Annotated in this window: 21 protein-coding genes; 10 read left to right on the top strand and 11 right to left on the bottom strand. The window is 53.4% G+C overall.

Annotated features, from left to right (window positions below):
* Nucleotides 1-16: 16 nt before the first annotated feature.
* Nucleotides 17-1,489 (bottom strand): S1C family serine protease, encoded by a 1,473-nt coding sequence (locus BLV87_RS01815; protein ID WP_093064802.1) that lies wholly within the window; start codon nucleotides 1,487-1,489, stop codon nucleotides 17-19.
* A gap of 179 nt (nucleotides 1,490-1,668) precedes the next feature.
* Here BLV87_RS01815 and BLV87_RS01810 point away from each other — a divergent pair, with 179 nt between their 5' ends.
* On the top strand, nucleotides 1,669-2,064 hold the full coding sequence (locus BLV87_RS01810) for an SseB family protein (RefSeq protein WP_093065104.1): 396 nt from the start codon (nucleotides 1,669-1,671) through the stop codon (nucleotides 2,062-2,064).
* On the opposite strand, the gene cysQ is transcribed toward BLV87_RS01810, so the two are convergent.
* The 3 genes from cysQ to BLV87_RS01795 are packed head-to-tail and all read right to left on the bottom strand — an operon-like array spanning nucleotide 2,056 to nucleotide 5,434.
* Nucleotides 2,056-2,847 carry a 3'(2'),5'-bisphosphate nucleotidase CysQ gene (cysQ, locus tag BLV87_RS01805; RefSeq protein ID WP_093064800.1) on the bottom strand — a complete coding sequence of 264 codons (792 nt, stop codon included), beginning with the start codon at nucleotides 2,845-2,847 and terminating at the stop codon, nucleotides 2,056-2,058. The genes BLV87_RS01810 and cysQ overlap by 9 nt on opposite strands.
* An 8-nt stretch (nucleotides 2,848-2,855) precedes the next feature.
* Entirely contained in the window at nucleotides 2,856-3,404 is a 549-nt protein-coding gene (gene nudE / locus BLV87_RS01800) for an ADP compounds hydrolase NudE (protein WP_093064798.1), read from the bottom strand.
* A 14-nt stretch (nucleotides 3,405-3,418) separates the two neighbouring features.
* Entirely contained in the window at nucleotides 3,419-5,434 is a 2,016-nt protein-coding gene (locus BLV87_RS01795) for a beta-propeller domain-containing protein (RefSeq protein WP_093064796.1), read from the bottom strand.
* Nucleotides 5,435-5,484: 50 nt separating this feature from the next.
* On the opposite strand from BLV87_RS01795, the gene yrfG reads away from it, so the two are divergent.
* The gene (yrfG, locus tag BLV87_RS01790) at nucleotides 5,485-6,162 is read left to right on the top strand and encodes a GMP/IMP nucleotidase (protein WP_093064794.1); all 678 of its coding nucleotides are present in this window, start codon (nucleotides 5,485-5,487) and stop codon (nucleotides 6,160-6,162) included.
* Here the strand turns inward: yrfG and BLV87_RS01785 are convergent.
* Genes BLV87_RS01785 through egtB form a run of 3 tightly spaced genes read right to left on the bottom strand, consistent with a single transcriptional unit; the run spans nucleotide 6,148 to nucleotide 9,477 of the window.
* On the bottom strand, nucleotides 6,148-7,275 hold the full coding sequence (locus BLV87_RS01785; RefSeq protein ID WP_093064792.1) for an aminotransferase class V-fold PLP-dependent enzyme: 1,128 nt from the start codon (nucleotides 7,273-7,275) through the stop codon (nucleotides 6,148-6,150). The genes yrfG and BLV87_RS01785 overlap by 15 nt on opposite strands.
* A 7-nt stretch (nucleotides 7,276-7,282) precedes the next feature.
* Entirely contained in the window at nucleotides 7,283-8,254 is a 972-nt protein-coding gene (gene egtD / locus BLV87_RS01780; RefSeq protein WP_093064790.1) for an L-histidine N(alpha)-methyltransferase, read from the bottom strand.
* Nucleotides 8,251-9,477 (bottom strand): ergothioneine biosynthesis protein EgtB, encoded by a 1,227-nt coding sequence (egtB, locus tag BLV87_RS01775; protein ID WP_093064788.1) that lies wholly within the window; start codon nucleotides 9,475-9,477, stop codon nucleotides 8,251-8,253. The genes egtD and egtB overlap by 4 nt, the downstream gene beginning before the upstream one ends.
* A 144-nt stretch (nucleotides 9,478-9,621) precedes the next feature.
* Here egtB and BLV87_RS01770 point away from each other — a divergent pair, with 144 nt between their 5' ends.
* Nucleotides 9,622-10,035, top strand: coding sequence for a DsrE family protein (locus BLV87_RS01770; protein ID WP_093064786.1), 414 nt, complete (start codon nucleotides 9,622-9,624; stop codon nucleotides 10,033-10,035).
* 37 nt (nucleotides 10,036-10,072) lie between these two features.
* Here the strand turns inward: BLV87_RS01770 and BLV87_RS01765 are convergent, their stop codons facing one another.
* Nucleotides 10,073-10,924, bottom strand: coding sequence for a hypothetical protein (locus BLV87_RS01765; protein ID WP_093064784.1), 852 nt, complete (start codon nucleotides 10,922-10,924; stop codon nucleotides 10,073-10,075).
* A gap of 146 nt (nucleotides 10,925-11,070) precedes the next feature.
* Here BLV87_RS01765 and crcB point away from each other — a divergent pair, with 146 nt between their 5' ends.
* Together crcB and recQ are read left to right on the top strand one after the other, a co-directional pair.
* Nucleotides 11,071-11,451: a fluoride efflux transporter CrcB gene (crcB, locus tag BLV87_RS01760; protein ID WP_093064782.1), complete on the top strand. Its 381-nt coding sequence runs from the start codon at nucleotides 11,071-11,073 to the stop codon at nucleotides 11,449-11,451.
* 17 nt (nucleotides 11,452-11,468) lie between these two features.
* Nucleotides 11,469-13,301, top strand: coding sequence for a DNA helicase RecQ (gene recQ, locus BLV87_RS01755; RefSeq protein ID WP_093064780.1), 1,833 nt, complete (start codon nucleotides 11,469-11,471; stop codon nucleotides 13,299-13,301).
* 4 nt (nucleotides 13,302-13,305) lie between these two features.
* Here the strand turns inward: recQ and BLV87_RS01750 are convergent, their stop codons facing one another.
* Entirely contained in the window at nucleotides 13,306-13,773 is a 468-nt protein-coding gene (locus BLV87_RS01750; RefSeq protein WP_217629910.1) for an endonuclease domain-containing protein, read from the bottom strand.
* A 168-nt stretch (nucleotides 13,774-13,941) separates the two neighbouring features.
* On the bottom strand, nucleotides 13,942-18,366 hold the full coding sequence (locus BLV87_RS01745; RefSeq protein ID WP_093064778.1) for a TIR domain-containing protein: 4,425 nt from the start codon (nucleotides 18,364-18,366) through the stop codon (nucleotides 13,942-13,944).
* A 490-nt stretch (nucleotides 18,367-18,856) separates the two neighbouring features.
* Here BLV87_RS01745 and speA point away from each other — a divergent pair, with 490 nt between their 5' ends.
* The 5 genes from speA to BLV87_RS01720 all read left to right on the top strand — a co-directional run bounded on the left by speA (nucleotide 18,857) and on the right by BLV87_RS01720 (nucleotide 24,246).
* Nucleotides 18,857-20,758, top strand: a complete 1,902-nt coding sequence (speA, locus tag BLV87_RS01740; RefSeq protein WP_093064776.1) for a biosynthetic arginine decarboxylase — start codon at nucleotides 18,857-18,859, stop codon at nucleotides 20,756-20,758.
* Between the two features lie 19 nt (nucleotides 20,759-20,777).
* Nucleotides 20,778-21,491 carry a hypothetical protein gene (locus BLV87_RS01735; RefSeq protein WP_093064774.1) on the top strand — a complete coding sequence of 238 codons (714 nt, stop codon included), beginning with the start codon at nucleotides 20,778-20,780 and terminating at the stop codon, nucleotides 21,489-21,491.
* A 4-nt stretch (nucleotides 21,492-21,495) separates the two neighbouring features.
* Nucleotides 21,496-21,744 carry a YcgL domain-containing protein gene (locus BLV87_RS01730; RefSeq protein ID WP_093064772.1) on the top strand — a complete coding sequence of 83 codons (249 nt, stop codon included), beginning with the start codon at nucleotides 21,496-21,498 and terminating at the stop codon, nucleotides 21,742-21,744.
* Between the two features lie 63 nt (nucleotides 21,745-21,807).
* Nucleotides 21,808-23,226 carry a glutamate-cysteine ligase family protein gene (locus BLV87_RS01725; protein ID WP_093064770.1) on the top strand — a complete coding sequence of 473 codons (1,419 nt, stop codon included), beginning with the start codon at nucleotides 21,808-21,810 and terminating at the stop codon, nucleotides 23,224-23,226.
* Between the two features lie 12 nt (nucleotides 23,227-23,238).
* Nucleotides 23,239-24,246 carry a M14 family metallopeptidase gene (locus tag BLV87_RS01720; protein WP_093064768.1) on the top strand — a complete coding sequence of 336 codons (1,008 nt, stop codon included), beginning with the start codon at nucleotides 23,239-23,241 and terminating at the stop codon, nucleotides 24,244-24,246.
* Nucleotides 24,247-24,298: 52 nt separating this feature from the next.
* Here BLV87_RS01720 and purU read toward each other — a convergent pair whose 3' ends face one another.
* Nucleotides 24,299-25,192, bottom strand: coding sequence for a formyltetrahydrofolate deformylase (gene purU, locus BLV87_RS01715; RefSeq protein ID WP_245706877.1), 894 nt, complete (start codon nucleotides 25,190-25,192; stop codon nucleotides 24,299-24,301).
* Nucleotides 25,193-25,275 lie beyond the last annotated feature (83 nt).

The raw sequence follows: 25,275 nt of genomic DNA, 5'->3' as shown, positions 1-25,275 counted from the left end.
TTAGGCGAATATTGGACTACTTTTGAGCGAGTTCTTTATCCCAGGCCGCGACATCTTTGGAGCGATCTTTGTGAATGCTGTATTGCTCCATGATGTCGTCGTGCTCACTGTCAGCGAGTTTGCGGTCAATCGCGACTTCGTAGCCGGAATAGTCTTCTAAAATGATGAAGGGGGTTGTACTACTGCGTAAACGTTTGTAGAACTCTTCAAAGGTGTTGAAACGTTCACCATTGAGTTTTTTGATACTCAATGATGAGAGGTCGTGAAATCCTAAGTTGCCGGAGGCTGCCAGTACTTGGGTGATACTAATATCATCTTTTTTGTCTTTATCTTTACGCTCATCATAGTCTTCACGGGTTTGGCAGCCTTCGTAGACGTCGCTAGCCACGAAGACAAAACCACCATAAATGACGTAGCGCGGTTCTTTGTCGTAGGTGTAATCGCTTTCATCAGCTTTATCCAGCAGCAGTTTGACCTGTTGCGGTTTACCATTACGCACGATGTCCAGGGTTAGCGTGTCCCCTACTTGATGCAAGTCGAGATAATGTTGAAAGTTAATGGTTTTGCGCTGGGTTAGCAGTGCAGTGCCATCATCATCGATATTTTTGCCGTCAATGTGGGTAATGACATCATTTTCTTGTAGCGCTTTTTCAGCGGAAGTGTTGGCACAGACTTTGCTGATGAGGACACCACTTTGTTCCTCATTTAATTGATATTTTTGTTTCAACGTTGGGCTAAGCAGGTTTTGTATTTCCACCGAAAAAGAGGGGAAGCCGTCGTATTTGCCATCCGCTATGTCGGTGAGGAAGCGGTTGATCATGACGGTGGGGATGATGTAACCGATATTTTCGGCACTTTCATCAGATTTTTGCATCACCATGCCTGCCACTTTGCCATTGATAATCGCAGGGCCACCACTGTTGCCGGGATTAATCGCTGCGTCTATCTGGATGGCTTGGTAAGACAGACCGCTGTGAACATAAGGCATGTATTCAATACGTGACACAATCCCACGTGTGGTACTGAGGGTGTCACCACCAATGGGGAAGCCATGCACCATGATTTCTTGGTGAATATCAGGGAGTTCGCCCAAGGTGAGGGGTTTACCTTTGGCAAAGAACGTTTCGTCTTTAATTTTGAGGACGGCAATATCCATTTCATGCGATACATACTCGACGGTTGCTTGGTAGCGTTTGGGCGTGCCATCGCGTTGGATTTCGACAAAAATATGATCGGCAACTACGTGTGCATTGGTGAGGATACGCTTGCCTTCAATGATAAAGCCGGAGCCGCTGGAAGCGATGCTATCCGCATTCCAGGGGGAATAACTGGTTTGGGCTTTACTAGTGACATAAATTTTGACGATGGAATTTTCCAGCATGTCTTGCGATGGCGGTTCATCCGCCATAGTGGGGAAGGTGATGAATAATAATACTGCGGTTAGCAGGTATCGGCTGCTGCGGTAGAGGGTGCGAAACAGGGTAGGCATAAGTATGGCTCAAGTAGGCAAATAATGAGGGCATATTGTAGCGTAGAATCAACAGAAATGATTATTTTCCCGCCTTAAAGAACAGGCTTTAGGGTTTATCATTATACTTCTTACGGGTCATTGTGCCGGATACGGCGATTGATTACCCTTTAACCTATTACACCTATCAGGATACCAAGATGACGCCACAAACGATGAACGAAGCCGAAGAGCTGCTAGTGAAAGCCTTAGCGGGCGAATTGGAGGGCGATACTTTTATTCAACAATTGTTGGAAGTGACGCTATTCATGCCGATTTATGAAAAGCACCAGATTGGCGGTTTGCAGCCGACCACCAGTGATCAGGCAGTGCCACTGACCTTGGATGATGACGCAGGCAATAAAATCCTGATTTTATTCACCAGCCCGGATCGTGCCAAGGCGTTTGTACGCGATTTCCCAGGCTACGGCGGCGGTTTATTGGCGGAGTTTAAGTGGATTATTGAGAAAGTCGGTGTGGGTTATAGCATTTCGATCAACCCCGACCATGAGTTGGGGATTGATCTGGAAGTGGGAATGTTGCAAAACCTACACTAAATACTGCGACCAGTCGTGGTAGTCCTTGCCGAATACAAAGAAATGCGGGTTGAGCATGGAGTCTTTGGTGTTGTAGCGCATGGGTTGCATGTCGGTGCGGGTGAAATACCCACCGGCTTCTTCCACAATGATTTGTGCGGCGGCAGTATCCCATTCAGAGGTTAAACCGAGGCGTGGGTAAATGTCCGCCGAACCTTCAGCAACGCGACAGGCTTTGAGTATGCTGCCCATCACTGCGTACTCGTGTTCGCCAATGCGTTCCAAAAACTGCGGCATGATTGGGTCACGGTGCGATTTGCTGCCCATGACTTTGAGCGGCTTGCTGGTGGTGCGGGTGCTGATTGGGAGGGTTTCCCCGTTCATTTGCTTGAATGCGCCGCCGCCTTGGTGCGCAAACCAGGTTTCGTTTAATGCGGGGGCGTGAACAACGCCGAGAATGGCTTGATTGTTATGTACTAATGCAATCAGGGTGCTGAATTCACCGTTGCGTTTGACGAATTCGCGGGTTCCGTCCAGCGGGTCAACCAGCCAGTAGGTTTGCCATTGGCTGCGTTCGCTAAAGGGTAACTGTGCGGATTCTTCTGAAAGTATAGGATAGTCGGGCGTTAATGCCTTCAGTGCATCGACAATATGATGGTGTGAGGCCATATCCGCAGCCGTGAGGGGTGAATCGTCATGTTTATGCTCCACCGCGAAGTCGACCGTGTTGTATACAGCCATGATTTTATCGCCTGCTTCTTGAGCAATGCGCACGGTGGCGTGGAGGAGGTTCGGTAAATCCATGAAAGTCCTTATGTGTGTTGTTTGAGCCAATCCTGTGCCAAATACAGCGCCAGCAAGCTGCGCCCTTCGGTGAAATCATCCTGCAACAGTAAGTCTGCGGCGTCAGATAATTTCCAAGGCACGACCTCTAGCGGTTCGGGTTCGTCACCATCAACGCGATGGGGGTATAGGTCGCGGGCAAGAATCAGGTGGGTATGGTGCTGCATATAGCCGGGGGATAGGCTGACGCGCCGCAACAAGTGCAAGTCATGGGCAGCGTAACCGACTTCCTCCATGATTTCGCGATTAGCCGCTTCAAGGATGTTTTCGCCGTTCTCGACTTTGCCTTTGGGGAAGCCGAGTTCGTAGCGCCCGGTTCCCGCCGAATATTCGCGAATGAGCAGTAGTGTGTCGTCATTCAGCAGCGGCACGATCAACACTGCGCCATTGCCACGGTTAGCAAGGCGCTCGTAAATGCGGCGTTCACCGTTGCTGAATTCCAAGTGGATTTCCTCCACGTGGAATAAGCGGCTGCTAGTGACCGGGTGTATGGCATGAATGTTGGGTGGTTTTTGCATACCCAGATTCTAACCTACCAGGCTTGACTAATCACCTTGTCACCGTGCAGGTAATGTACATAAGTGTCGATCATCACCGAACGGTCATAAGGCCATTGGTAGGAATAGCCGTAAATGTCGGCGCTATTTTTAACAGTGCCGACGATGGGGGGCAGTGCCTGCATAGTACCCGTGACGGTGTTGATGTTGAGTCGGTAGAGTTCGTCTTGTGTCCAGCTATAGTGGGTACTTGGCCCAGATGGTGCGTAACTGGGGGCAGATTCATGCAAGCTAACGGGTAAGGCTAATTGCAGGTTATTACCTTGCTGCAAAGTGGTTAACGCGTGATGACTTTGGGAAACACCGGTTTCTGTACCGCGTTTGCCAATAATGATCTTTTCTTTCTCATACGGGGCGGCTGGGTTGCTGATGTCGATGAGGGAAAGTTTCACACCTTGATACCATGCGCCACGTCCCTCATCACCTCCGGCAACGGCTACTGCGTCTTTACCAATCCCCAATAAATAGTGGTTGCCAACCGGATGCAGGTAGTCGGAATAGCCATCAATTTGCAGTTCGCTGGCGATGAATGGGTCACGCGGATTAGACAAGTCCAGCAAATACAACGGGTCAGTGGTTTGGAACGTCACTAAATAGCCTTTGTCACCAAGAAACCGTGTCGCATAAATTTGTTCACCCGGTTTGCCGAGCGGTGCGGGGCGCGTGTCATTGGGCAGTTTCGCGAGAATATCCAGTGATTGGGTCGCTGTATTTTCTTGCAGCGTATACAAACTGGCGGGGGAAGCAGTGCGATTTGACCAGCTACCGGTGTAAGTGATCAAGCGCAATACACCGTTGTGCTCACTCATGCGGAAGGGCTTTAGGTCTTGTTGCCAGCCTAAGTGCCCATTGACGCGCCCTGAGCCTTGGTAGGTAATGCCGTTGGCGAGGGAGAATTTATGCAAGTCGGTGGTAATCGCGGTGTCATAGTTGGTAACAGTATTGCTGACGGTTGCGTCAGCGACTTGTGCAGTGGTGTAGTTGTAATGCGTAGTCGCTAAATAAATAGCCTCACTGGAGGCGTACAAGGTCTCAGTATCACCGGCGAAACATTTGCCTTGAGGGATGGGGTTGCTGCTAGTCAAGTCGAGGGTCAAGAGGCTGATGATGCTGGTTTGATAGTCATCTTTGCCATTGTATTGCGTCATAAAGCAATCATCGGCAGCAAATAGCTCTTGCCCTGTGCCGTCATTGACGCGGTAATCGGGTAAAAAGTCGCTGAGTGTCGCTTGGTTGATCAAGTCACGGTTGGCGGCAGCTTCGGTGTCCGTTGTCGGGTACTCGATTAAACCTTTGAGGGTGGGTGTATGGCGGGTGGCGAGGTAGAGGGTCGAACCGATGCGTCGGCTGCTGATCATCTGTCCTTCTAGGGTTAGCTTACTGGTCTGAGCCGGGGCAGCAGGATCAGCAACATTGAGTAAGTGCACCTGACTTTGTTGGTTGCGCCAATAGCTGGGCGTAAACCAACCGTCCCAAATGCCCACTTGTTGTTGGTCTTCAGCGAGAGCTACCAAGTGTGAGCCATCCAGATAAAGCCCGGTCAGCACGGTGTTGGTGTCGTTGCTCAAGGGCAGTTCGGCTACTGCTTGTGTCGTCGCCTGATTTGCTTTGAAAATGCGCACAATGGGTTTGTCGAGGGCGGCGGTGTAGAGATAATTACCATTGGTTTTTAGGCGGTCGGCTTCATCGACTGAGGTTTCTTGGGTATTGGTGCTGGAAAAACTTTGAGTCGAACCTGCGGCACTGTCGGGAGCCGAGTTGCTGCTGCCTGTCGTGTAGGCAACGGGGTAAATTTCTGGGCGCGTTGTGCCGTAGATTGCCAACATTTGCTTTTTAATTAAGGCTTCTAGCTCGGCATTAGAGGTCGCTTGTTTTAACGCGGGTTTGCTGACGGTATTCGAGGGATTATTTCCGCTGACACCACCGCCGCCACAGCCAGCGAGTAACACGGCGATGGAAAGGCTTAGTCCCAGCAAATGCAGATTTTTCATATTATCCTCCGGTATGATGCGATTTTTAGTGGTATGTGGAAGCCCATAAAATGAATTATAACGCAATAGATTTAAATTGGCATGAGATAAACACCGTGTTTCTGGACATGGATGGCACGTTGTTGGATTTGCATTTCGACAACCATTTTTGGCTAGAACATTTGCCCGTGCGCCTTGCCGCGCAGCGCGGCGCAACGCCGGATGAAGTTCGTACCTATTTGCATCAACGTTACACCGAAATGGAGGGTACGCTGGAGTGGTATTGCCTTGATTATTGGCAAAATCATTTGGGAACGGACTTGGTGGCACTCAAACACGAGGTAGCGGATCGTATCCAGATTCGGGCACATGTCGAACGCTTTTTAGAATCCCTGCATAAACGCGGCAAGCGGGTGGTGTTACTCACGAATGCACACCAAAAAAGCGTGGGGATGAAATTCGGCTATGTGGCCTTAGAGCAGTATTTTGATCACATTATCACCTCGCATTCCCTTGGCTTACCCAAAGAGCACCCTGATTTTTGGCAGAAGTTAAGCGAAGTGGAGGTCTATGATCCTGCTCATTCCTTATTCATTGATGACAATCTGCATGTGCTGCGGGCGGCGCAAGCGCATGGCGTGAAGTATCTGTTGGCGATTCACCAGCCTGACTCGCAGCAACCACCCAAAGACACGCAGGAATTCACGGCAGTGGAATGTTACACACAACTTATGTCAGGCATTGAGTAAGTGAAGTACCTGTTCTAGCTGGCTGAACGGCGTATAAAAATGCGGTGAAAAGCGAATCCCGCCACCGCGTTGCGCACAAAATACGCCATTATTTTGCAGGTGCTGGAACAGTTCGGCATTGGTGCGCGTGTGCGAACGGAAGGTAACAATACCCGAAAGCCGTTCCGCCCGCGTATCACTGAGAATTTCCATATCCGGCAAGGCTTGCAAACCGTCCAGCAAATACTGTACCCGCGCACTAAGCTGTTCCCACACCGTCGCCATGCCGGTTTCCAGCAATACCCCAAGGCTGGCGTGCAGCGCATGAATCCCCAGCATATTCGGGCTGCCACATTCAAACCGCCGTGCATCCAACGCGGGTTGGTAGTCTTCCATCGTGTAATCGGTCAAACCTTCTGCCATGTGCCAGCCGTATTGGGTTAAGCGCAAAGACTCCAACACCTCACGGCGCACGTAAAACAGTGCCAAACCTTCCGGCCCTAGCATCCATTTGTGTCCATCTGCCACTACAAAGTCAGCTTGCACTTGCTGCACATCAAACGGGATTGCACCGATTTGTTGAATCGCATCCACGCAAAGTAGAATGCCCTTGGCGCGGCAAAACGCGCCGATTTTTGCCAAATCCATGCGCAAACCGTTGGTGTATTGCACCGCACTAATGCTGAGCAAACGGGTACGGGAGTCGCATAACGCCAGCAACGCCGTTTCGGGGGCATCAGGGTATTCGCGCAAATCCAATTGGCGGAATTCCACGCCTTGGCTTGCCAGCGATTGCCAGACATAGCGGTTGGAAGGAAATTCCTGACGAATCCCCACCACATTATCGCCTGCTTGCCAGTCCAGCCCATAAGCAACGAAGGACAAACCTTCCGAGGTGTTTTTCACCAGCGCAATATCACCTGCGGCGGGCGCATTCAGCAATTCACGCGCTTGTTCGCGCAAGGCTTGTTCCACCGTCAGCCAATGCAGGTAATTGAGTGTGCCTTGCTGTGCATTTTCTGCCGCAAATGCTTGTACTGCGTCTGCGGTGATTTGCGGCCAAGGGGCAACCGCTGCATGATTTAAATACAAGCAGTTTTGCAGGGCAGGGAAGCGGTTTTCAGCGGTTGGCATGACAGGCTCACACGGTACAGTAATAGATGCCGAAGAGGTTAGCAGCATCCGTCCAATGTTGCTCACATTTGAAGCCTGCCGCCATCGCCAGCGTGATGAATTCCTCAGGGTGGTATTTGTAGGAATTTTCGGTATGGATACGTTCCCCTTGTGCAAAGTGGAAAGTTCTACCCGCCACTTGCACGCTTTGGTCTTGCAGGCTAGTGAGGTGCATCTCAATCCGCCCCATTGCCGCGTTGTAACACGCATAATGCGCAAACTGCTCAAGATCGAACGTGCCTTCCAACTCGTTATTGATACGCACCAGCAAATTCAAGTTGAAAGCAGCGGTCACACCTGCCGCATCGTTGTAGGCTGTTTCCAGCACCGCTTTGTCTTTCTTGCGATCCACACCGATCAGCAAGCCGCCGCCTTTGCCGACCAATTGTGCAATATTGAACAGGAAATGCTGCGCTTCTGGCAAATCAAAATTGCCCAAGCTAGAGCCGGGGATGAATACCACGCGCCGCCCGGCGGGTACGTTTTGCGGCAAGTGCAACTCGCGGGTGAAATCCAAACACGCCGCATGAACGTGCAACCACGGGAATGCAGCCCCCAACGTCGCCGCCGACTGGCGCAGAAAATCGCCAGAAATATCCATTGGCACATACGCCGCTGGGCGCAGTGCATCCAGCAATAACTGCACCTTTTCGCAACTGCCGCTACCGGGTTCGATCAGCACCGCATCCTTGCCGATTAACGCTGCCATGTCCGCCGCATAGTCGCGGTAGAGCTGTTTTTCGACGTGTGGCACGTAGTATTCCGGCTGTTTCAGAATCGCTTCAAACAATTGCGAACCGCGTTCATCGTAGAAAAATTTCGGCGGAATTTGTTTGTGTTCGTGCGCTAACCCGTGCAGCACGGTTTGGCGGAAATTGTCCAGCTCCGGCTGGTAATCGTGGAAGCTGACCTTGGTGGCTTTGGGGCAAATAGCGTTCATACGTCCTCCGCGAGACGAATACCGCTGAACTGCCAGCGGTCGTGGGGGTAAAAAAAGTTTCGGTAGGTGGGGCGAATATGGTCGGCTGGTGTTATACACGCCCCGCCGCGCAATACCCACTGGTTGCACATGAATTTACCGTTATATTCGCCCATGCTGCCTTCCAGCGGTTGGAAACGCGGGTAGGCGGTGTAGGGCGAGGCTGTCCATTCCCACAGCGAGCCGTAGTGTTGCCCTGTGCCTGCTTGCGGGTGGAAGGTATTGCTGTCGGTGAAATGCCCCTTAATCGGCAATTCGCGCAATTTGTGTTCGAGTTCGGCTTCTAGCGGCAAGCGTTTGCCTGACCAGCGGGCGAAGGCATCGGCTTCGTAATAACTGGTGTGGGCAACGGGCGCGGCAAGGTTGAGTGACTCGAAACCGTGCAGGGTGAATTCGTACCACTGCCCGTCACGTTGTTCCCAATACAAGGGCGCTTGCCAGCCGTGTTGCTTGCGGTGATACCAGCCATCCGCCAGCCACAGTTCGGCGCGTTGATAGCCGCCGTCTTCGATGAAGGCGAGGTATTCGGCATTAGTGGTCAAGCGCGAGGCAAGGCGATGCGGTTCGAGCCAAACCCTGTGCTGCGGGCGTTCGTTGTCGTAGGCGAAGCTGTCGCCGTCGAAGCCGCTTTCAATCAAACCCCCTTCGCGCATTTCCCATTCAAGCGGGGCGGCTTCCTGCACGGGCAAGGTTTTGGGGAGGTAAATCGGGCGCAGCGGGTTGCGCCAGAAGTTGTGTTTAATGTCCATGTACAGCAGTTCTTGGTGTTGCTGTTCGTGGTGCAAGCCGAGTGTGACCCGTGCGGCGATTGCCTGTGCTTGGCTGGGGTCAGCGTCGCTTAGCAATGCCATCATGCGCTCATCAATCGCGGCGCGGTAGGCGTAGACTTCTTCCACCGTCGGGCGTGACATTAAGCCGCGTTCGGCGCGGGGTTGCATTGAGCCAACGGTTTGGTAATACGAGTTGAACAGGTAGTTGTATTCAGCGCGAAACGGTTGGTAATTTTTCACAAACGCTTGCAGCAAAAAGGTTTCAAAAAACCAGGTCACATGCCCCAAATGCCATTTTGGGGGGCTGGTTTCGACAATGCTTTGCAGTTGGTAATCGTCACGGGCAAGCGGGGCACAAATTGCCGCGCTGGTGTGGCGGATGCGTTGGTATTCGGAGGCTAGGGTAGTGGTCATCTGACATTCCTTCGTTGTTTGGTGCTTTGTAATACGTTTTCGCGTCGAAGGCAGGTGTACGCCATGATTGTGGGGTTTTTGTTTGACGCTTCTGTGACTTGTTTATGACGCATATCAATTCTGGTGTTGGTAACTTGTGCCAGTATGAAACTGTATTTAAAGCTGTTGATAACAGGAGAAATCAAAATGTCAGAGGCTAAGAAAAAACTGTTCATCATGGTTACGAATGGTCCTGAAAATCCAGAACTGGCAACCATCCCTTTTGTAATGGCAACGTCTGCGCAAGCATCCGATGTAGAGGTGGTAATGGGATTTCAAGGCAACGGCAGTATGTTGATGATTAAAGGGATTGCAGAGCATGTGGCAGCAAAAGGTTTCCCAACATTGGTTGAGATGATTAGTTTATATGCTGACGCTGGTGGCAAAATGTATGTTTGTGGGCCGTGCGTCGGGGCGCGTCAGGTCAAAGAAGGTGAGTTGGTCGATGGTGCGGTTATCGTTGGCGGCGCAACGTTTGTGTCGGAGTGTTTGGACTCAACGCAATCCCTTATTTATTAAAATTTTATGACGAAGGAGAACGCCTGTTTTTCCTTTGTCATTGGTAGTTACGCAAGCGCATGGCAACCTGTTCTGCCGCATCGAGCGTGCCAGCATACAAAATAGCGATACGATCCCGCGTCACCGTGTCCGGCACAGCTTTCACCCCATGCGCCGCCGCAATCTCGGCATAATCCGCAGGCAGTTCACCTTCACCAAACAGCGAGTAAACATAACCTTCGCGTACAAATTCCAGCCCATGCCAGAGGTGTTTATCCACCAATTCCACCCAAGCGGGGACAAAATGTGCGCCGTAAAAATCGAAGAAGCCGTTGGAGCCGCGCAAGTGCATTTCGATAACCTTGTCACCGATCATTTCCACATTGCACAGTCCAGTATAACCGGGGAGCTGGGTTTGGATGAAAGTGGCAATTAGCGGCTCTAACGCAGGCAAACGTACCCCAATATGCCAATAAATCGGGCGTTGTTTGTCTTTGGTGATTGCGCCTTGCGTATGGGCAAACCACAACACTTTGCCCGCGAGTACCAAACAATCGGTACTGGTGTGGTCGCCGACCAAGTATTCACCCCAGAAACAGCCGGGGGCGCACTGAGTATACCCACTCGCCAAATCGCCTGCGGTGGTGGCTTGCGCATCCAGCGACATGCCCAACAAATTGGTAATCGGTTTGACGAATAGCGGGATTGCCGCGTCAATACCGACACTCAGCGGGTCAATGCCACACGGCGCAGCTTGCAAGCCTTGGGCAAGCGCTAGTGCTAATTTGTTGTAGACATGGCGATGCTCAGGATTAAGCTGCCAAGCGTAAGTATCGTTCACGCCAATGTTTTGCACGGGTTGCGGCTGGAACAGGTGTTGGCGATGGGGTAAGACACCGTGGAATGGCATAGGCAACTCCCAATGAAAAATGCTCAGTATGGGTGTGAGTTGTGGGAGTGCAAAAAACCTTACCATTACCGTCGAATCATGCTTTGACACACTCTTGTGGAGCTAGCAGAATCGAATATGGATTAAAAATTCAGGGAATAACGTTCATGTGGAAAACCTTTCTCGCCATCGCCATTGGCGCAGCACTTGGTGCATGGTTACGCTGGTTGTTAGGTTTGAAGCTCAACACGCTGTTGCCGCATCTGGCGGTGGGTACGCTCACCGCTAATTTGCTGGGTGCTTACACCATCGGCTTGGCGATTGCATTTTTCTCCAGCACCAACCTGTCTCCCGAATGGAAGCTGCTGATCATCACTGGCTTTTGCGGCAGTTTGACGACGTTTTCGACGTTTTCGGCGGAAGTCATGTTGTTGTTCCAAAACGGGCGTATGGCATGGGCGGCAGGCGTTATTAGCGTACATGTTATTGGTTCGTTGCTCATGACATTGGTGGGTATGGCAACATGGCAGTGGTTACGAACCCATTAAGGTGAAACAATAGCGCCATGCAACGTGCCTACCACATTCTCAACAACACCTACGGCTACGCCGATTTTCGCCTGAACCAGCGCGATATTATTGGATCATTGCTGCAAGATCGTGATGTCCTTGCGCTAATGCCCACGGGCGGCGGCAAATCGTTGTGTTACCAGATTCCGGCGTTGGTGCGCGATGGTGTGGGTATTATCGTGTCGCCGCTGATTGCCTTGATGCAGGATCAGGTCGATGCTTTGCTGCAACTGGGGATTCGTGCGGCGTACCTCAATTCCTCGCTGAACTACGGCGCGGTGCAGCGGGTAGAGCGCGAATTACTGGCGGGTGAAATCGACCTGCTCTACGTCGCGCCCGAACGTTTGCTCAGCGAAAAAATGCTGCCCTTGCTGGAACGTTTGCACACCACCATCGGTATCAGTCTGTTCGCCATCGACGAAGCGCATTGTGTGTCGCAATGGGGGCATGATTTCCGCCCGGAATATCAGCAATTGTCGATCCTGGCGGAACGTTTCCCCGGTGTGCCGCGCATTGCGTTGACGGCGACGGCGGATCAGCGCACGCGCCAAGAAATTATCGAGCAGTTGCGCCTGCAACGCGCTGATATTTACGTCAACAGTTTTGATCGCCCCAATATCCACTACACCATCCAGCAGGGGCAAAACGCACGGCAACAATTGTGGCAGTTTATCGACGCGCATCATTCGCAGGATGCCGGGATTGTTTACTGCTTGTCGCGCAAAAAGGTCGAAGATACCGCCGCGTGGCTGGCGCAACAGGGGCGCACCGCCTTGCCGTATCATGCGGGGATGGATGCGGATACGCGCCGTAACCATCAGCAACGTTTCCTGCGCGAAGAGGGGGTGATCATTGTTGCTACCATCGCGTTCGGCATGGGGATTGACAAGCCGGATGTGCGTTTCGTGGCGCATTTGAGCCTGCCGAAAAGCATCGAAGCTTATTATCAGGAAACCGGACGGGCGGGGCGTGACGGTTTGCCTGCGAATGCGTGGATGTCTTACGGCTTGCAGGATGTCATCACCTTGCGCCAGATGATGCAGGAATCCACCGCCAGCGAGCAGCAAAAGCGCATCGAACACCACAAGCTGCAAGCCATGTTGGGCTTGTGCGAAATGACCACCTGCCGCCGCCAAGCGTTATTGAGCTACTTTGGTGAACCGACACCGCAACCGTGCGGGAATTGCGATAACTGTCGGAATCCGCCGGAAGTGTGGGAAGCAGCGGTGGCTGCGCAAAAAGCCTTGTCGTGCGTGTACCGCACCGGGCAGCGTTTCGGGGTGAATTACATTATCGAGGTGTTGCTGGGCAAGGATGATGAGCGCATCCGCCAGTTTCGCCACGAGCAGCTTTCCACCTTTGGGATTGGTAAGGAACATTCGGATGCGGAATGGCGCAATATTTTCCGCCAACTGATTGCATTGGGGTATTTGACGGTGGATGTGGACGGGCATGGCGGCTTGCGTTTGACCGATAATGCCCGCCCGTTGTTGCGCGGGGAAATCGAACTGCATTTGCGCAAAGAGCAGAAGCGCGAACGGATGCGGCGTGATCGTGTGCGGGGTGATCCTGTGGCCAAACCTCGGTTTAACCGCGATACCATGCCCATTGAGGTGGAAGCCTTGTGGGAAGCTTTGCGTGCGCTGCGACTGCGCTTGGCACAGGAGCAGGGTGTGCCGCCGTATGTCATTTTCCACGATTCCACCTTGCTGCAAATGGCGGATGAACGCCCGCAAACGCTGGAGGCGATGCGGGGTATTGCGGGGATTGGGGAGCGTAAGTTGGCGCAGTATGGGCAGGCGTTTTTGGATGTGGTGTTGGGGGCGTGACTAACTATCTCACTCCGAACTTACCCCCCATCCCCAGCCCTTCCCCCGCAGGGGGTGAAGGGGGTAAGAGGAGAGAAGATTGTTGGTGTAGGGCTTGGCGGATTTGTTGGATGACGGTTTGCTGATGGTGCTGGATTTCGTGATTCCAGAAGCGGAGTACGCAAAAGTTTTGTTGTTGCATCCAGTCGTCGCGTTCGCGGTCGTAGTCTTGCTGGTCGTGATGGTGATTGCCATCCAGCTCAATCACCAAGCGTGCTTCCAGACAAACAAAATCAGCGATGTAACGCCCTAGCGGGGTTTGGCGGCGAAAGCGGTAGCCGTCGAGTTGGCGTTTTCTCAGGGCTTCCCATAACTGCTGTTCTGGTGTGGTCATGTTCTTGCGCAGATTGCGGGCAAGGTCACGATGAATCTTGTTGTGTTGTCTTTCCATCCCGCCAGTGTCAGTAACCTCGCCCTGCCACGCAATATTCACCGACAGACAGCACCTCTTGCTCCCTTTCTTCCCCCCATCCCCAGCCCTTCCCCCGCAAGGGGTGAAGGGAGCAAGCTGCACTATTTTCAAAGTTTGGCACTTGCCTGTCAGCCGTGTTCTTGGCCCCTGCCCCCCCTTGCGGGGGAAGGGGTTGGGGATGGGGGGTTCTTACTGCACCCCCTCCAACAACAAAACCAACTCCGCAGCTCCCTCGTAGTGCAAATCCTCATCCTCCGCCAAAGCCAAATCCCGCTCCCCAGCGATAATCGCTTGCAGCTTGTGCAGGAAGTTTTTGTCCCAATCCTCAAGTTCAAGCAATTGCCCGATCACCTGCTCAATCTCCACGGCATCCCCCTGCTGTATCGCCTGCCCCACCGCCAAAGCCAAACGCCCAAAACCAGAATGATTCTCCCCGCCATCCCGCCGATACGCCAGATAAGCCGCCAGTGCCTGTCGCCGTGCCTCGCGGGCGGCTTGTGGATTGCCGCTGGCTTGTTCCAGATCGTGCAGGATGTCCCATGTTTGCCACGGTTGAGCCGCATGACCAAATGCCTGATCGCACTCAATCGCACGTAGCAGTTCCGGGCGGGCTTCGTCATAGCGTTGGAGTTTGATCAAGGTAGCCGCGAGGTTGTTACGCACAACACCTTCATAGCGCAAATCCCCCAATGCCACATACATGCCCGCTGCCTGCCGATAAAAACTCACCACCTGTTCCGGGCGATTCCAGACATTATAAAGATTGCCCAGTTCATTCAGGCTACTCGCCATGTACGAGCGATTATTGTTTTGTGTATGAATCGCTAATGCTTGCCGATACGCCTGCTCAGCCTGTGCAAAGTCGCCTGCATTCCTGTGCGTCATCCCGATCTGATGCCAAGCCGTTGCCACTGCACCCGGTTCATCCAGTTGCTGGAACAGTGCCAGTACTTGCTGATAGCCTTGCAGGGCATCGGTATAGCGTTTTTGCAATAGACGTACCGAAGCAAGCTGGATTTTGCCTACCGCAACACCGCGTGTATCTTCCAGTTTTTCACCGCGTTTAATGCGTTCCTCATAAGCCGCTGCCGCCGCTTCCAGTTGCCCCAAGGCTTGCAGGCAATCGCCCTGTTCCGTCAAGGCGGCTGAAGCCATCCTTGCCCTGCGTTCCCCCAATGCTTCAAAACGCCGTTGCGCTTCCTGCAAATAGGGCAAGGCTTGCGCGGCTGCGCCGCCTGTTTGCAACACCCGCCCCAACAGGATGTGTGCCATCGCCAGATCATAATCTGCATCGACATACGCTTGTTCCCCAGCCTGCTGGCATTGCTGCAACAAGGTTTGGGCTGCCTGAAAAGCGGCTTGTAGATCACCCTGCTGCAACAGGCGTTCAATGTTCATGCGTTCATTTTCAAAGCGGGCACGACTCCACTCCCCTAAAGCCTGTGCAGCCTGCTTGCGCCATGCTACCACCTGCGCCAGTGCCTGCGGTTGATGCAGGTTTGCCAGCAATTGCTCGACACTGCCTGCCTTGTCAGCCACGACTTCTGCCGCCACACTTCCGGCTTGTAAATCCGCCACCAGCGTTTGCAGATAAGCCATCAGGTTGGGCAGTTCCAGTTGGGTGAGGCTGAATGCTAGTTTGATGTCTTTTCCAAGATTACCGACGAGAAAATCCACCAGTTGCCCCATCACTTCCCGCCAGCGTTGCCGATAGCCATCGCGCTGTTCCGCTGTCAGCCCCAAATCCAGCGTCGCAGGCAAAGCGGGATCAAGACGGATGTAGCCGTAGTCGCCGATGGGTTGTGCCAGACCGACTTCGATCAGTGCTTTGATGATTTCGGTGACTTGTTCGCCTGTGACACCTAATACATGGTGCATTCCTCCCATGTATCCGCCATCCTGAAACACTGCCAGCCCCGCAATCTGTTCGCGCACTTCCGGCGACAGCCGCCGCAGGGAGAGTTCGACGCTGGCGAAGAGCGACAGTTCGCGCTGCCCCGGATGGCGTTGTTCCAGTTCCTGCATGATCGCCCGCACATTCGCGGTGGTCGCCTTCACCCCGCGCTGTGCCAGTTCCCGCGCCAGCAGCACCAACGCCCGCGCATGGCAACCGACTGAACCCACCAGATCGTCCACTTCCTGCGGCGTATTGCCCTGATCATCATGGCGCAGGTGCAAACCTTCGTTGTTCATCACCTGCATCACCAACGCCTTGGCATCCGTCACGCTCAACGCCCCCAGCACAATCTCGCGGGCTTTATGGTTGAACGGCGCGGGGAGTGGTTCGCGGGTAGTAAACAGAAGGGAAAGACCCTCACCCCCCGCCCCCCTCTCCCGCGAAGCGGTAGAGGGGGAGTAAGAAGTTGTATTAGCCCCTCTACCTCTGGGAGAGGGGTTGGGGTGAGGGTTTTCCAACTGCTTCAAAATCTGCAACACCGCCCCCACATTCCCCTCATCCGCCAGCAACGCCTCCACATTATCCACCACAATCAACACCCGCTCGTTTTCCAGCACCCGCCGGATTGCCTGCAAGGCTTGGTCGGTGTCGCTGGCGTATTCCGCTGCAAAATTGTGATTCGGGTTCACCAGTTGCTGGAGTAGTTGTTCCAGCACGTAGTCGGGGTGGGTGTATTGCTCGACGCTGACGAAGGCGCACCGCTCGAAGCGGCGGCTTTGCACCAGCCACCGAGCCAGTTCCACCGCCAGCGTGGTTTTGCCCGCACCACCCTGACCGCGCAGCACCGCATAGGGTTGCTGTTCCAGCAGCCGCTCGACTTGCAGCAATTCGCGGCTACGTCCGATGAAGCTGTGTGGCGGCGGTTCGGGCAACCTGCCCAGCCGCGTCTGGCGTTGTTGCGCCGTCATCAATTGCGCGGTGGCGGATGGCAGCCGTGCGAACAACTGCGGGTCGTGCTGTTCCTGATACAAAATCGGCACAAACCAGTCCTGCAAGTGCAAATCGCCCGCGCCCGCAATCGACAGACGAAACTTGTCGCGCATCAGCTCTGTTTGCCCCGCCAGCATCGCCTTGCCAATGCGTTGCCCCTCCGCCAAGGTGCGGTAGAACTGCGTGACGAAACGCCGAGCCGTTGCCACCAACACGCTGTGCGACATCGCAACCACCGAGGCAATGCCTTCTTCCAGCAATTTGGCGGCAACCGACGCGCTGGGGTCGGTATCGGTCTGCGCGGTTTGGCAGGCTTCGAGAAACACCAGCGGAATGCGGTAATCGCGCAACAGCACCGCCAGCGTGTCAGCGTGTACCAATTGCATCCGTCGGTTTTTCAACTCATGGCTATCCTGCGGGTCTTCAAAACACAACGCACCCAGCCCATGCTGCTGGTCATAAATCCCGTGACCATCGAAGTGGACGACGTGATAGGGTTTGCCCGCTTCACTGGCGCGACGCAATTCCTTTTCCAGTGCGCCCAATGTTGGTGGAGTCAATACGCTCAGTTCTGCCAAATCACCCAATGCTTCCACCGCCGCCACCAGCGGCAAGGCACTGGCACGGTGGTCGATATAACCCACGCCAGCCTGTTCCGGGCGCGGACTCAGCAGCAAAATGCGGATCGGCAACTGGGTAATGCTGGGCGGTTTCTGATCGTAATTGGGCAAACGGCGGCGGATGCGCACCGGGTATTTGCCATCACTGACATAGCCTTTGCCATCGTGCAGCAATTCCCACGGCAGGCTTTGCAAGCGGCTGGCAGCAGTATTGGCATTGGCTTTTTCCGCATCGCTGGCATCCTCCAGCAACGCCGTTTCCACCAGCACCGAAAACAGGCGTTCGGACTCGGTGCGGGTATTGTGCCAAGCCGCTTTCACTGCCTGACATTCGGGTTTGTCCAGCACAGCGGCGGATAGCTTCGCGCCCCATTGCGGCAATTGCGCTTCGGTACGTTGCGCCCGTTCGCGGAACAAACCGACAGGCCAGTGGTAATACGCCTCCAGATACCAGCGCAGTTCGTCCTGCTCGATCTGCCCGATGGGGGCGGTGAAGCGGAACGGGCGGCTGGTGACTTCGCGTTCCTTGCTGAGGTCGGCGGGGGTGTAGGTCAGGGTTGCCCGCGCACTCAGTTGTTCGCTGCCATCGGCATTGCGCGTCAAGGTGGGTTCGGTGAGTTCCAGCAGCAATTCGGCAAGGGGTTTGTTTTCGATGGTTTGTTCGGTGGGTAAGTCATCGGGCAAGCGTTCGCCGAGGGCGGCGAGGATACGCGGCATCGCCTCCTGCAACTTGCCGACTTCCAGCTCGATCTTTTCGCCAGCGGGTTCTTCCGTGAAATAGCGTTTCAGGGCTTTGGGCGTAATGTCGGGGAGCATCAACGGAATCACGCGGTAATCGGCACCTTCCTTTTCGACCTGTTCCGCCAGTTCAATTTCGTCGAATACCCAGTCGGAATTGATGGTTTGCGGGCTGATGACAACCAACACATGGCGGGCGGTGCGGATGGCTTCGGCAACTTCCGGCCAAAGTTTGTCGCCACCGCGCAGATTACGCGAATCGACCCACACGTTAAGGTGATGAAGTTCCAGCTTTTCACGCAATTGCTTGACGAACGCATCGTCAGCGCTCGCGTGGGAAATGAAGATGTGTTGGTGTTGCCCTGACATACTGCAAGCCCTGCTTGTTGAGGTTTACAGCAGTATATCAGAATGGGGCGTATGGCATACGCGCCCTCTGGATTCACAAAATCCGTTACCGAAAGCCAGTATTTCGTGTGGGTTGCTAATTTTCGTACTGTCACCTCTGTCACTCTCTGCCGCCACCCTGTCGTTTTCTGACAGCATTGCCAAGCCAATGCCTAGCACTTTTTCCCGCCAAAAACAGTCTCAATCAATATTATCAATCACTTAATAATAATCGCCAACGTTGGCATACCCATTGCAATAGTCCTTTCAGTCAGAACAGCGAAACAACAACAAGTATTTATCAGCAAGCCCCAAGAGGCAGAGAGCAGGCTTAACCATTAATAACAATAAATTGCCTGACCATGCTTCGACTCCTCTAACCCCCGTTCCGAAAGCGGGGGTATTTATTTGGGCAACTTTTCTAGTATCCTGCACTCCTTGAAACCGTGCCACCCACGCCAGCAGGAACACCATGTATACCCACAACACTTGGAACATTGAAGCCGCCCGTCGCCTATACAGCATCCAGCATTGGGGTGATGGCTATTTCGACATTAACGCCGCAGGCAATGTTGCCATGTGCGTCCCCGGCAACCCAGCGCAGCAAGTCGATTTGCACGCCCTCGCTATGCGCGTCCACAACGAAGACGGAATGCGTTTCCCACTGTTAGTACGTTTCGTCAATGTATTGCATGATCGGGTGCAACGCTTGCAAGGCGCATTCAACCAAGCGATTGCCGATTGCGGGCAAAGCAGCCAATACACCGCGATTTACCCCATCAAAGTCAACCAGCAACGCAGCGTAGTCCAAGAAATCCTCAAAGGCGGCGGCGCACAAGTCGGTTTGGAAGCGGGCAGCAAACCCGAACTCATGGCGGTGCTCGGCTCAGCGCCTACGGGCAGCACCATCATTTGCAACGGCTACAAAGATCGCGAATACCTGCGCCTCGCCTTGATCGGGCGGCAAATGGGGCATCGCATTTTCATCGTGGTGGAAAAACCCTCGGAACTCGCCGAAACGCTAGAAGAAGCTGCCAAACTTGGCATTGAACCATTGCTCGGTATTCGCACCCGTTTGTACACCCTCGGCAAAGGCAAATGGCAAAATACCGGTGGCGAGAAGTCCAAATTCGGGCTTTCTGCTGCGCAAGCTTTGCACATGATTGAGCAATTGCAAGCCGCTGGGAAACTCGATTGCCTGCAATTGCTGCACTTTCACATGGGGTCGCAGATTGCCAATATCCAAGATATTCAACGCGGAATGCGCGAAGCCAGCCGTTATTTCGCAGAATTGCATCGCTTGGGTGCCAACATTCGCGTGGTCGATGTCGGCGGCGGGTTGGGCGTGGATTACGACGGCTCACGTTCGCGCAATGAATGCTCGATCAACTACAGCTTGCAGGAATACGCCAATACCATCGTGCGCAGCGTGCAGGACGTGTGCGAAGAATACGAACTGCCGTTCCCCGATTTCATCTCCGAATCCGGGCGCGGTTTAAGCGCCCATCACGCGGTCTTAATCACCAACGTCATTGACACTGACCCCGAACAGCCGGAAGTGCAGCCGACGCTGAGTGAGCCGGACGATGATGACCCGATGATCTTGCACAATCTGTTCCGCCTGTATCACAACCGTAAGCGCTTACCGCCTTCAGAAATCTACCACGACGCGGCGTATTGGTTGGACGAGGCGCACGGCATGTACGCGCACGGTTCGATCGACTTGAATCAACGGGCGCGGGCGGAAGAGTTTCACCGCGCGATCTGCCGCAAACTGCTCAGCCAACCGGAGCTGTTTGAGGTGTTAGAGCCGGAGATTCAAACCAGTTTGCAGGAAAAATTGGCCGATAAATATTTCTGCAATTTCTCGCTGTTCCAGTCGATGCCGGATGCCTGGGCAATCGAGCAGATTTTCCCGATCATGCCGCTACACCGCTTGCAGGAAAATCCGGATCGGCGTGTCACCATGCAGGATTTAACTTGCGATTCCGACGGCACGGTGTCGCATTATGTGGAAAGCGGGCGGTTGGCAAGCACGTTGGCGCTGCATTCGTTGCAAAAAGATCAGCCGTATTTGCTGGGGATTTTCATGGTGGGCGCGTATCAGGAAATCCTCGGCGATTTGCATAACCTGTTTGGCGACACCGATTCCATCAATGTGGAATTATTACCGGATGGCAGTTATAAGTTATCCGAGCCGGAACGCGGTGACACGATTGATGAGCTGTTGCGCTACGTGCATTTCGAGCCGAAAGACTTGCTGGCGCAATGCCGCCGCAAACTTGCCGCTGCGGTTGACGATTCTGAGCGCCAAAAAATGCTATTGCGTGAAATAGAAGCCGGTTTAATCGGTTATACTTACCTCGAAGATTAGTGGGGCAAATAGGAAAATCATGGAATACGTATTATTAGGCGTACTGTTGTTAGGTGCGGTGTTATTTTTGCTGGGTTGGTTGGTAATGGTAGTGCTGTGTTTCCAGCGACATCCGGTCACGGGGTTGGTGGCATTGATTCCGGGGGTGAATCTGCTGACCTTGCCTGCGATGTGGCATCGGGTGGGCGGTTGGGTCATTACCAGTTTTATCGGCGTGTTATTGGCAGCAGTGGCTTGGTTTGCGGGTGCTAATCAGCAAGTTTACCGTCAGGCGCAAGCAATGGGGATGAATGTGTCTGTGCCAGTGAATACCGCCTCGCAGACGGTGGCAATACCAGCGGAAGCCGCGCCGGTCACACATACCATCGATATTCCGTCCAGTGCCCGTTCTGAGCAGCCAGCGGTTGCTGCTGCCGCGACGACTCCTGCACCAGTTCCCGCTCCTGAGCCTAAACCAGCGGATGTGTTGGCAGGGGCGAAAAGTTTACCTTCCAACGCCTTATACCATGTGGTGTTCAAGCCGATTGAGCTGGGTAAATTGTCAAGCAATATCGGGCAATACGTGCGTATTACGCAGAAAGACGGGCGTAAGCGTGAAGGCAAGCTGGTGACGACCTCTGCCAATGAGATTGGTCTGGAGGAGCGTTTGAACGGTGGCACGGTGACACGCGCTTTGAAAACTGCCGACATCCGCGAAGCAGCGCTTATGACACACGAACAAGGCAAGGAGTAACGCCATGCAATGCTACGTTTACCGCAGTCGGCGCAAACAGGGTTCTTTCCTGTTCCTGCCGGAAAAGGATAATTTTGCGCGAGTCCCTGAGGTTTTATTGAAAATTTTTGGAGTGCCTGAATTCTCGTTTGAGTTTTTTCTGGATGATGAGCGCCAGTTGCAATTCAAGGTTGCTGCCAGCGAAGTGCGGCGCGTGATGCAGACGAATGGGTTTTTCCTGCAATTGCCGCCGAATGAAGAGCTGCCTTGCTGACGAGTATCAATCACTAAGTCGGTAAACGTGGCATAATCAAACCATGCTTACGGGAGGTGACAGATGGGGCAGGAAATTGCACACGACCATTTTAGTCCTGAAGACTGGCTGGAATACGCACGGCGTTTAGATGCAGAAACCCGCTTGTTGCGTGAGCAGTTAACGGCTGGGAGGTTTTCAAAGCAGCCCGCAAAGGGTGGCTTTGAGTTGGAAGGCTGGCTCACGGATGTACACTTACGCCCCTTGTCCTGCAATACCGCTTTTCTACACGCCTTAAACAGTTCGCTGGCGACCACGGAGCTGGCAAAATTTAATATTGAACTGAATACACCCCCACGCCTGCTGACGGCGCTGGCGCTGTCTGAATTTGAAACTTCCCTGCGTGAACTGCTGGAACGTGCCAATACGGCAGCGCAAACCCTCGATGCAAACTTAGTGCTGATCGGCATTTTACCCAGTGCCGCGCAAAGTGATTTTGGTTTGGCAACCATGACCGATTCCAACCGCTACCATGTGTTGAATGCTGAAATTCTCAAAGCGCGGCAGGGGCGACCGTTACGCATGGCAATTGACGGGCGCGAATCGCTGCATATTCACCACGATAGCGTGATGCTGGAGGCGGTGACGACTTCGTTTCAGGTGCATTGGCAAGTGTCGGCAGACGTTGCTCATCATTTCTATAACGCGGCGCTGATTACCTCGGCACCGATTATGGCGGTGACGGGGAATTCCCCTTTTCTGTTCGGGCGAGCCTTATGGGAGGAAACGCGGATTCCGGTGTTTGAGCAAGCGGTGGATGCTGGGCGCGAGAGTCCGGCACGGGTGAGTTTCGGTTCGGGTTTTGCGGATAACAGTATTGCGGAATGTTTCGAGGAAAACCGCGACATTTACCCCGTGTTATTGCCGGAGTTGTTGGATGAACCCGCCGAACGCTTTGCCCACTTACGCTTGCATAATGGGGTGGTCTGGCGCTGGAATCGCCCGCTGGTGGGGTTTGATCCTGATGGTACGCCGCATATTCGTCTTGAACACCGCATTTTGCCCGCAGGCCCTAGTGTGCCGGATATGCTGGCAAATGCCGCGTTATTCTACGGGTTGACTCAATATATCGGTGAGCAACTGTGCGCAGGCGAACCCTTGCCAATGGCATTTGCCACCGCCCGTGAAAACTTCTACAACGCAGCACGGGTGGGCTTGGATGCATCCTTGCGTTGGCAGCGTCAGGAATGGCAAGTGCCGCAACTGATGTTAGAGGAGTTGTTGCCGCAGGCAGCGGAAGGTTTGGCGCAATTGGGGATTGCGGAGGTGGATATTCGCCATTACCTGAGCATTATTGCGGCGCGGATTGAAACCGGACAAACCGGGTCGGTGTGGCAACAGCGCCATCTGGCACGGACTAAGGGCAGTTTTTACCGGCTATTGCTGGATTACGTGCGCTTGCAGCGTACTCACACACCTGTTCACACTTGGGCTATGGATTGAGAACAACCACACATGCTGACATTGACTGAATTAGATACGTTACCAGCGGGCTTTTTTGCGTTGCGCAGCCCGCGTGACTTACATACTTTGATGCCGAACCCAACGCTGCTGCATTTGCAGGGCAAACGTGAGCCGCGTGTGTTTATTTCGGTGCTATTGCACGGCAATGAAGACACGGGGTTTTTTGCCATTCAGCAACTGTTGCAGAAGTACCAGACACAAGCGTTACCGCGTTCGCTGTCGGTGTTTTTCGGCAATATTGAAGCGGCGACGTTCGGGAAACGCCGTTTGCAAGGTCAGCCCGACTATAACCGGGTGTGGCCGGGTAGCGAGTTAGGTGATTGCGATGAAACCTGGTTGATGGCGCAAGTGACTGACATTATGCTGGGCAAAGGTTTATTTGCCAGCATTGACGTTCACAATAATACCGGCAAAAATCCGCATTACGGCTGCATCAATGTGCTGGATAATCGCGCGCTGCAATTGGCGCGGTTGTTCGCCAATATTGCGGTGTATTTTGAAACGCCGCGTGGGGTACAGTCGATGGCGTTTGCGCCGCATTGCCCTGCGGTGACGGTGGAATGCGGTAAACCCGGTGTGGCGCACGGGGTTGAGCATGTGCTGGAGTTTTTGGATGCGGTGTTGCACTTGCAGGAATTGCCAGATCACCCGCTACCGCCGCACGACATGCAGATTTACCAAACGGTGGCACGGGTGACGCTGCCGGAACAATACAGTTTTAGTTTCATTGACCCGATGATGGATATTCAACTATTACCGGCACTCGATCGTTACAATTTCTCGGAATTACCAGCGGGGACGGCGTTTGCCACCACTGCCCATCCGCACGCTCGCTTACACGCTTGGGATGATGAAGGTGTTGAAGTCGGGGAACATTTCTTCACCCGCGAGCAAGGGCGTATCCAACTCAAGCAGCCGCTAATGCCTGCGATGTTGACGTTGGATGAAACCGTTATCCGTCAGGATTGCTTGTGTTATTTGATGAAACGTTTAGGTTGAGGTACGGTACGAAATTGAGTTGGTGGTTAGATTTTTATGCATTGAGTACTGATTATTTGAATACCACAGTTTTATTGCCATCCATAAACACGCGTCGCTCAATGTGCAGCCTCACGGCTTTGGCGAGGGCACTGTTTTCGAGGTCACGCCCCAATGCAGCGAGGGCTTCGGGTTGGTAGGTGTGGTCAACGCGCTCTACCGATTGCTCAATAATCGGGCCTTCATCCAAATCGGAAGTGACGTAATGCGCAGTAGCCCCAATCAGTTTTACCCCACGGTCATAGGCTTGGTGGTAAGGGCGTGCGCCTTTGAATCCGGGTAGGAATGAGTGGTGGATATTGATGCACATACCCGCCAATTTCCGGCAAGTGTCGTCCGAAAGGATTTGCATGTAACGCGCCAGTACCACCAATTCGGCTTGGGTATCGGCGACAATTTCCAACATCCGCGCTTCTTGTTCGGCTTTATTGGTTTTGTCGACAGGCAGGCACACAAAGCGGATGCCTTCACGTTCCACTAAAGAACGTAACTCCATGTGATTGGAAACCACGCAGACGACGTTCATATTCAAATCGCCTTTGTTCTTCCGGTACAACAAATCCACCAAACAATGATCCGCTTTGGAGACCATTAGCACCACGCGGGTGGCGCGGGTGGCATTGGTGATACCCCATTGCATCGCAAAATTTCCGGCAATCACCGCAAATTGTTGGCGCAGCGCTTCAATCGCTGGTGATAACTGGCTATCGCGGCGAAACATAATCCGGCAGAAAAATTTCTGGGTCATCTCGTCATCGTATTGTGCCATTTCGGTAATGTAGCATTGGGATTCTGCTAAAAAGCTGGTGACAGCAGCGACAATACCCGTTTTGGCGGGGCAGGTGACGGTGAGGATGTAGGCATTTGCGTGCATGATGACCTTGTGCTGGTAGCTAGTGTTTTTCACAAAGGCCGTATTTTACCCTAGTAGGCGGGAAATTAAATGCTTTACCGTACCCGTTCACCGCCGGACTGCTACTGTCCGGCGGT

The sequence above is a fragment of the Thiothrix caldifontis genome, assembly GCF_900107695.1.
GTDB classification, from domain to species: Bacteria; Pseudomonadota; Gammaproteobacteria; order Thiotrichales; family Thiotrichaceae; genus Thiothrix; species Thiothrix caldifontis.
Note: the sequence above shows the minus strand (reverse complement) of the source record. Positions and strands in the feature narration are given on the sequence as shown.

Coding starts and splice junctions, on each gene's coding strand:
- BLV87_RS01815 (WP_093064802.1), bottom strand. CDS start 1,489: ATGCCTACCCTGTTTCGCACCCTCTACCGCAGCAGCCGATACCTGCTA.
- BLV87_RS01810 (WP_093065104.1), top strand. CDS start 1,669: ATGACGCCACAAACGATGAACGAAGCCGAAGAGCTGCTAGTGAAAGCC.
- cysQ (WP_093064800.1), bottom strand. CDS start 2,847: ATGGATTTACCGAACCTCCTCCACGCCACCGTGCGCATTGCTCAAGAA.
- nudE (WP_093064798.1), bottom strand. CDS start 3,404: ATGCAAAAACCACCCAACATTCATGCCATACACCCGGTCACTAGCAGC.
- BLV87_RS01795 (WP_093064796.1), bottom strand. CDS start 5,434: ATGAAAAATCTGCATTTGCTGGGACTAAGCCTTTCCATCGCCGTGTTA.
- yrfG (WP_093064794.1), top strand. CDS start 5,485: ATGAATTATAACGCAATAGATTTAAATTGGCATGAGATAAACACCGTG.
- BLV87_RS01785 (WP_093064792.1), bottom strand. CDS start 7,275: ATGCCAACCGCTGAAAACCGCTTCCCTGCCCTGCAAAACTGCTTGTAT.
- egtD (WP_093064790.1), bottom strand. CDS start 8,254: ATGAACGCTATTTGCCCCAAAGCCACCAAGGTCAGCTTCCACGATTAC.
- egtB (WP_093064788.1), bottom strand. CDS start 9,477: ATGACCACTACCCTAGCCTCCGAATACCAACGCATCCGCCACACCAGC.
- BLV87_RS01770 (WP_093064786.1), top strand. CDS start 9,622: ATGAAACTGTATTTAAAGCTGTTGATAACAGGAGAAATCAAAATGTCA.
- BLV87_RS01765 (WP_093064784.1), bottom strand. CDS start 10,924: ATGCCATTCCACGGTGTCTTACCCCATCGCCAACACCTGTTCCAGCCG.
- crcB (WP_093064782.1), top strand. CDS start 11,071: ATGTGGAAAACCTTTCTCGCCATCGCCATTGGCGCAGCACTTGGTGCA.
- recQ (WP_093064780.1), top strand. CDS start 11,469: ATGCAACGTGCCTACCACATTCTCAACAACACCTACGGCTACGCCGAT.
- BLV87_RS01745 (WP_093064778.1), bottom strand. CDS start 18,366: ATGTCAGGGCAACACCAACACATCTTCATTTCCCACGCGAGCGCTGAC.
- speA (WP_093064776.1), top strand. CDS start 18,857: ATGTATACCCACAACACTTGGAACATTGAAGCCGCCCGTCGCCTATAC.
- BLV87_RS01735 (WP_093064774.1), top strand. CDS start 20,778: ATGGAATACGTATTATTAGGCGTACTGTTGTTAGGTGCGGTGTTATTT.
- BLV87_RS01730 (WP_093064772.1), top strand. CDS start 21,496: ATGCAATGCTACGTTTACCGCAGTCGGCGCAAACAGGGTTCTTTCCTG.
- BLV87_RS01725 (WP_093064770.1), top strand. CDS start 21,808: ATGGGGCAGGAAATTGCACACGACCATTTTAGTCCTGAAGACTGGCTG.
- BLV87_RS01720 (WP_093064768.1), top strand. CDS start 23,239: ATGCTGACATTGACTGAATTAGATACGTTACCAGCGGGCTTTTTTGCG.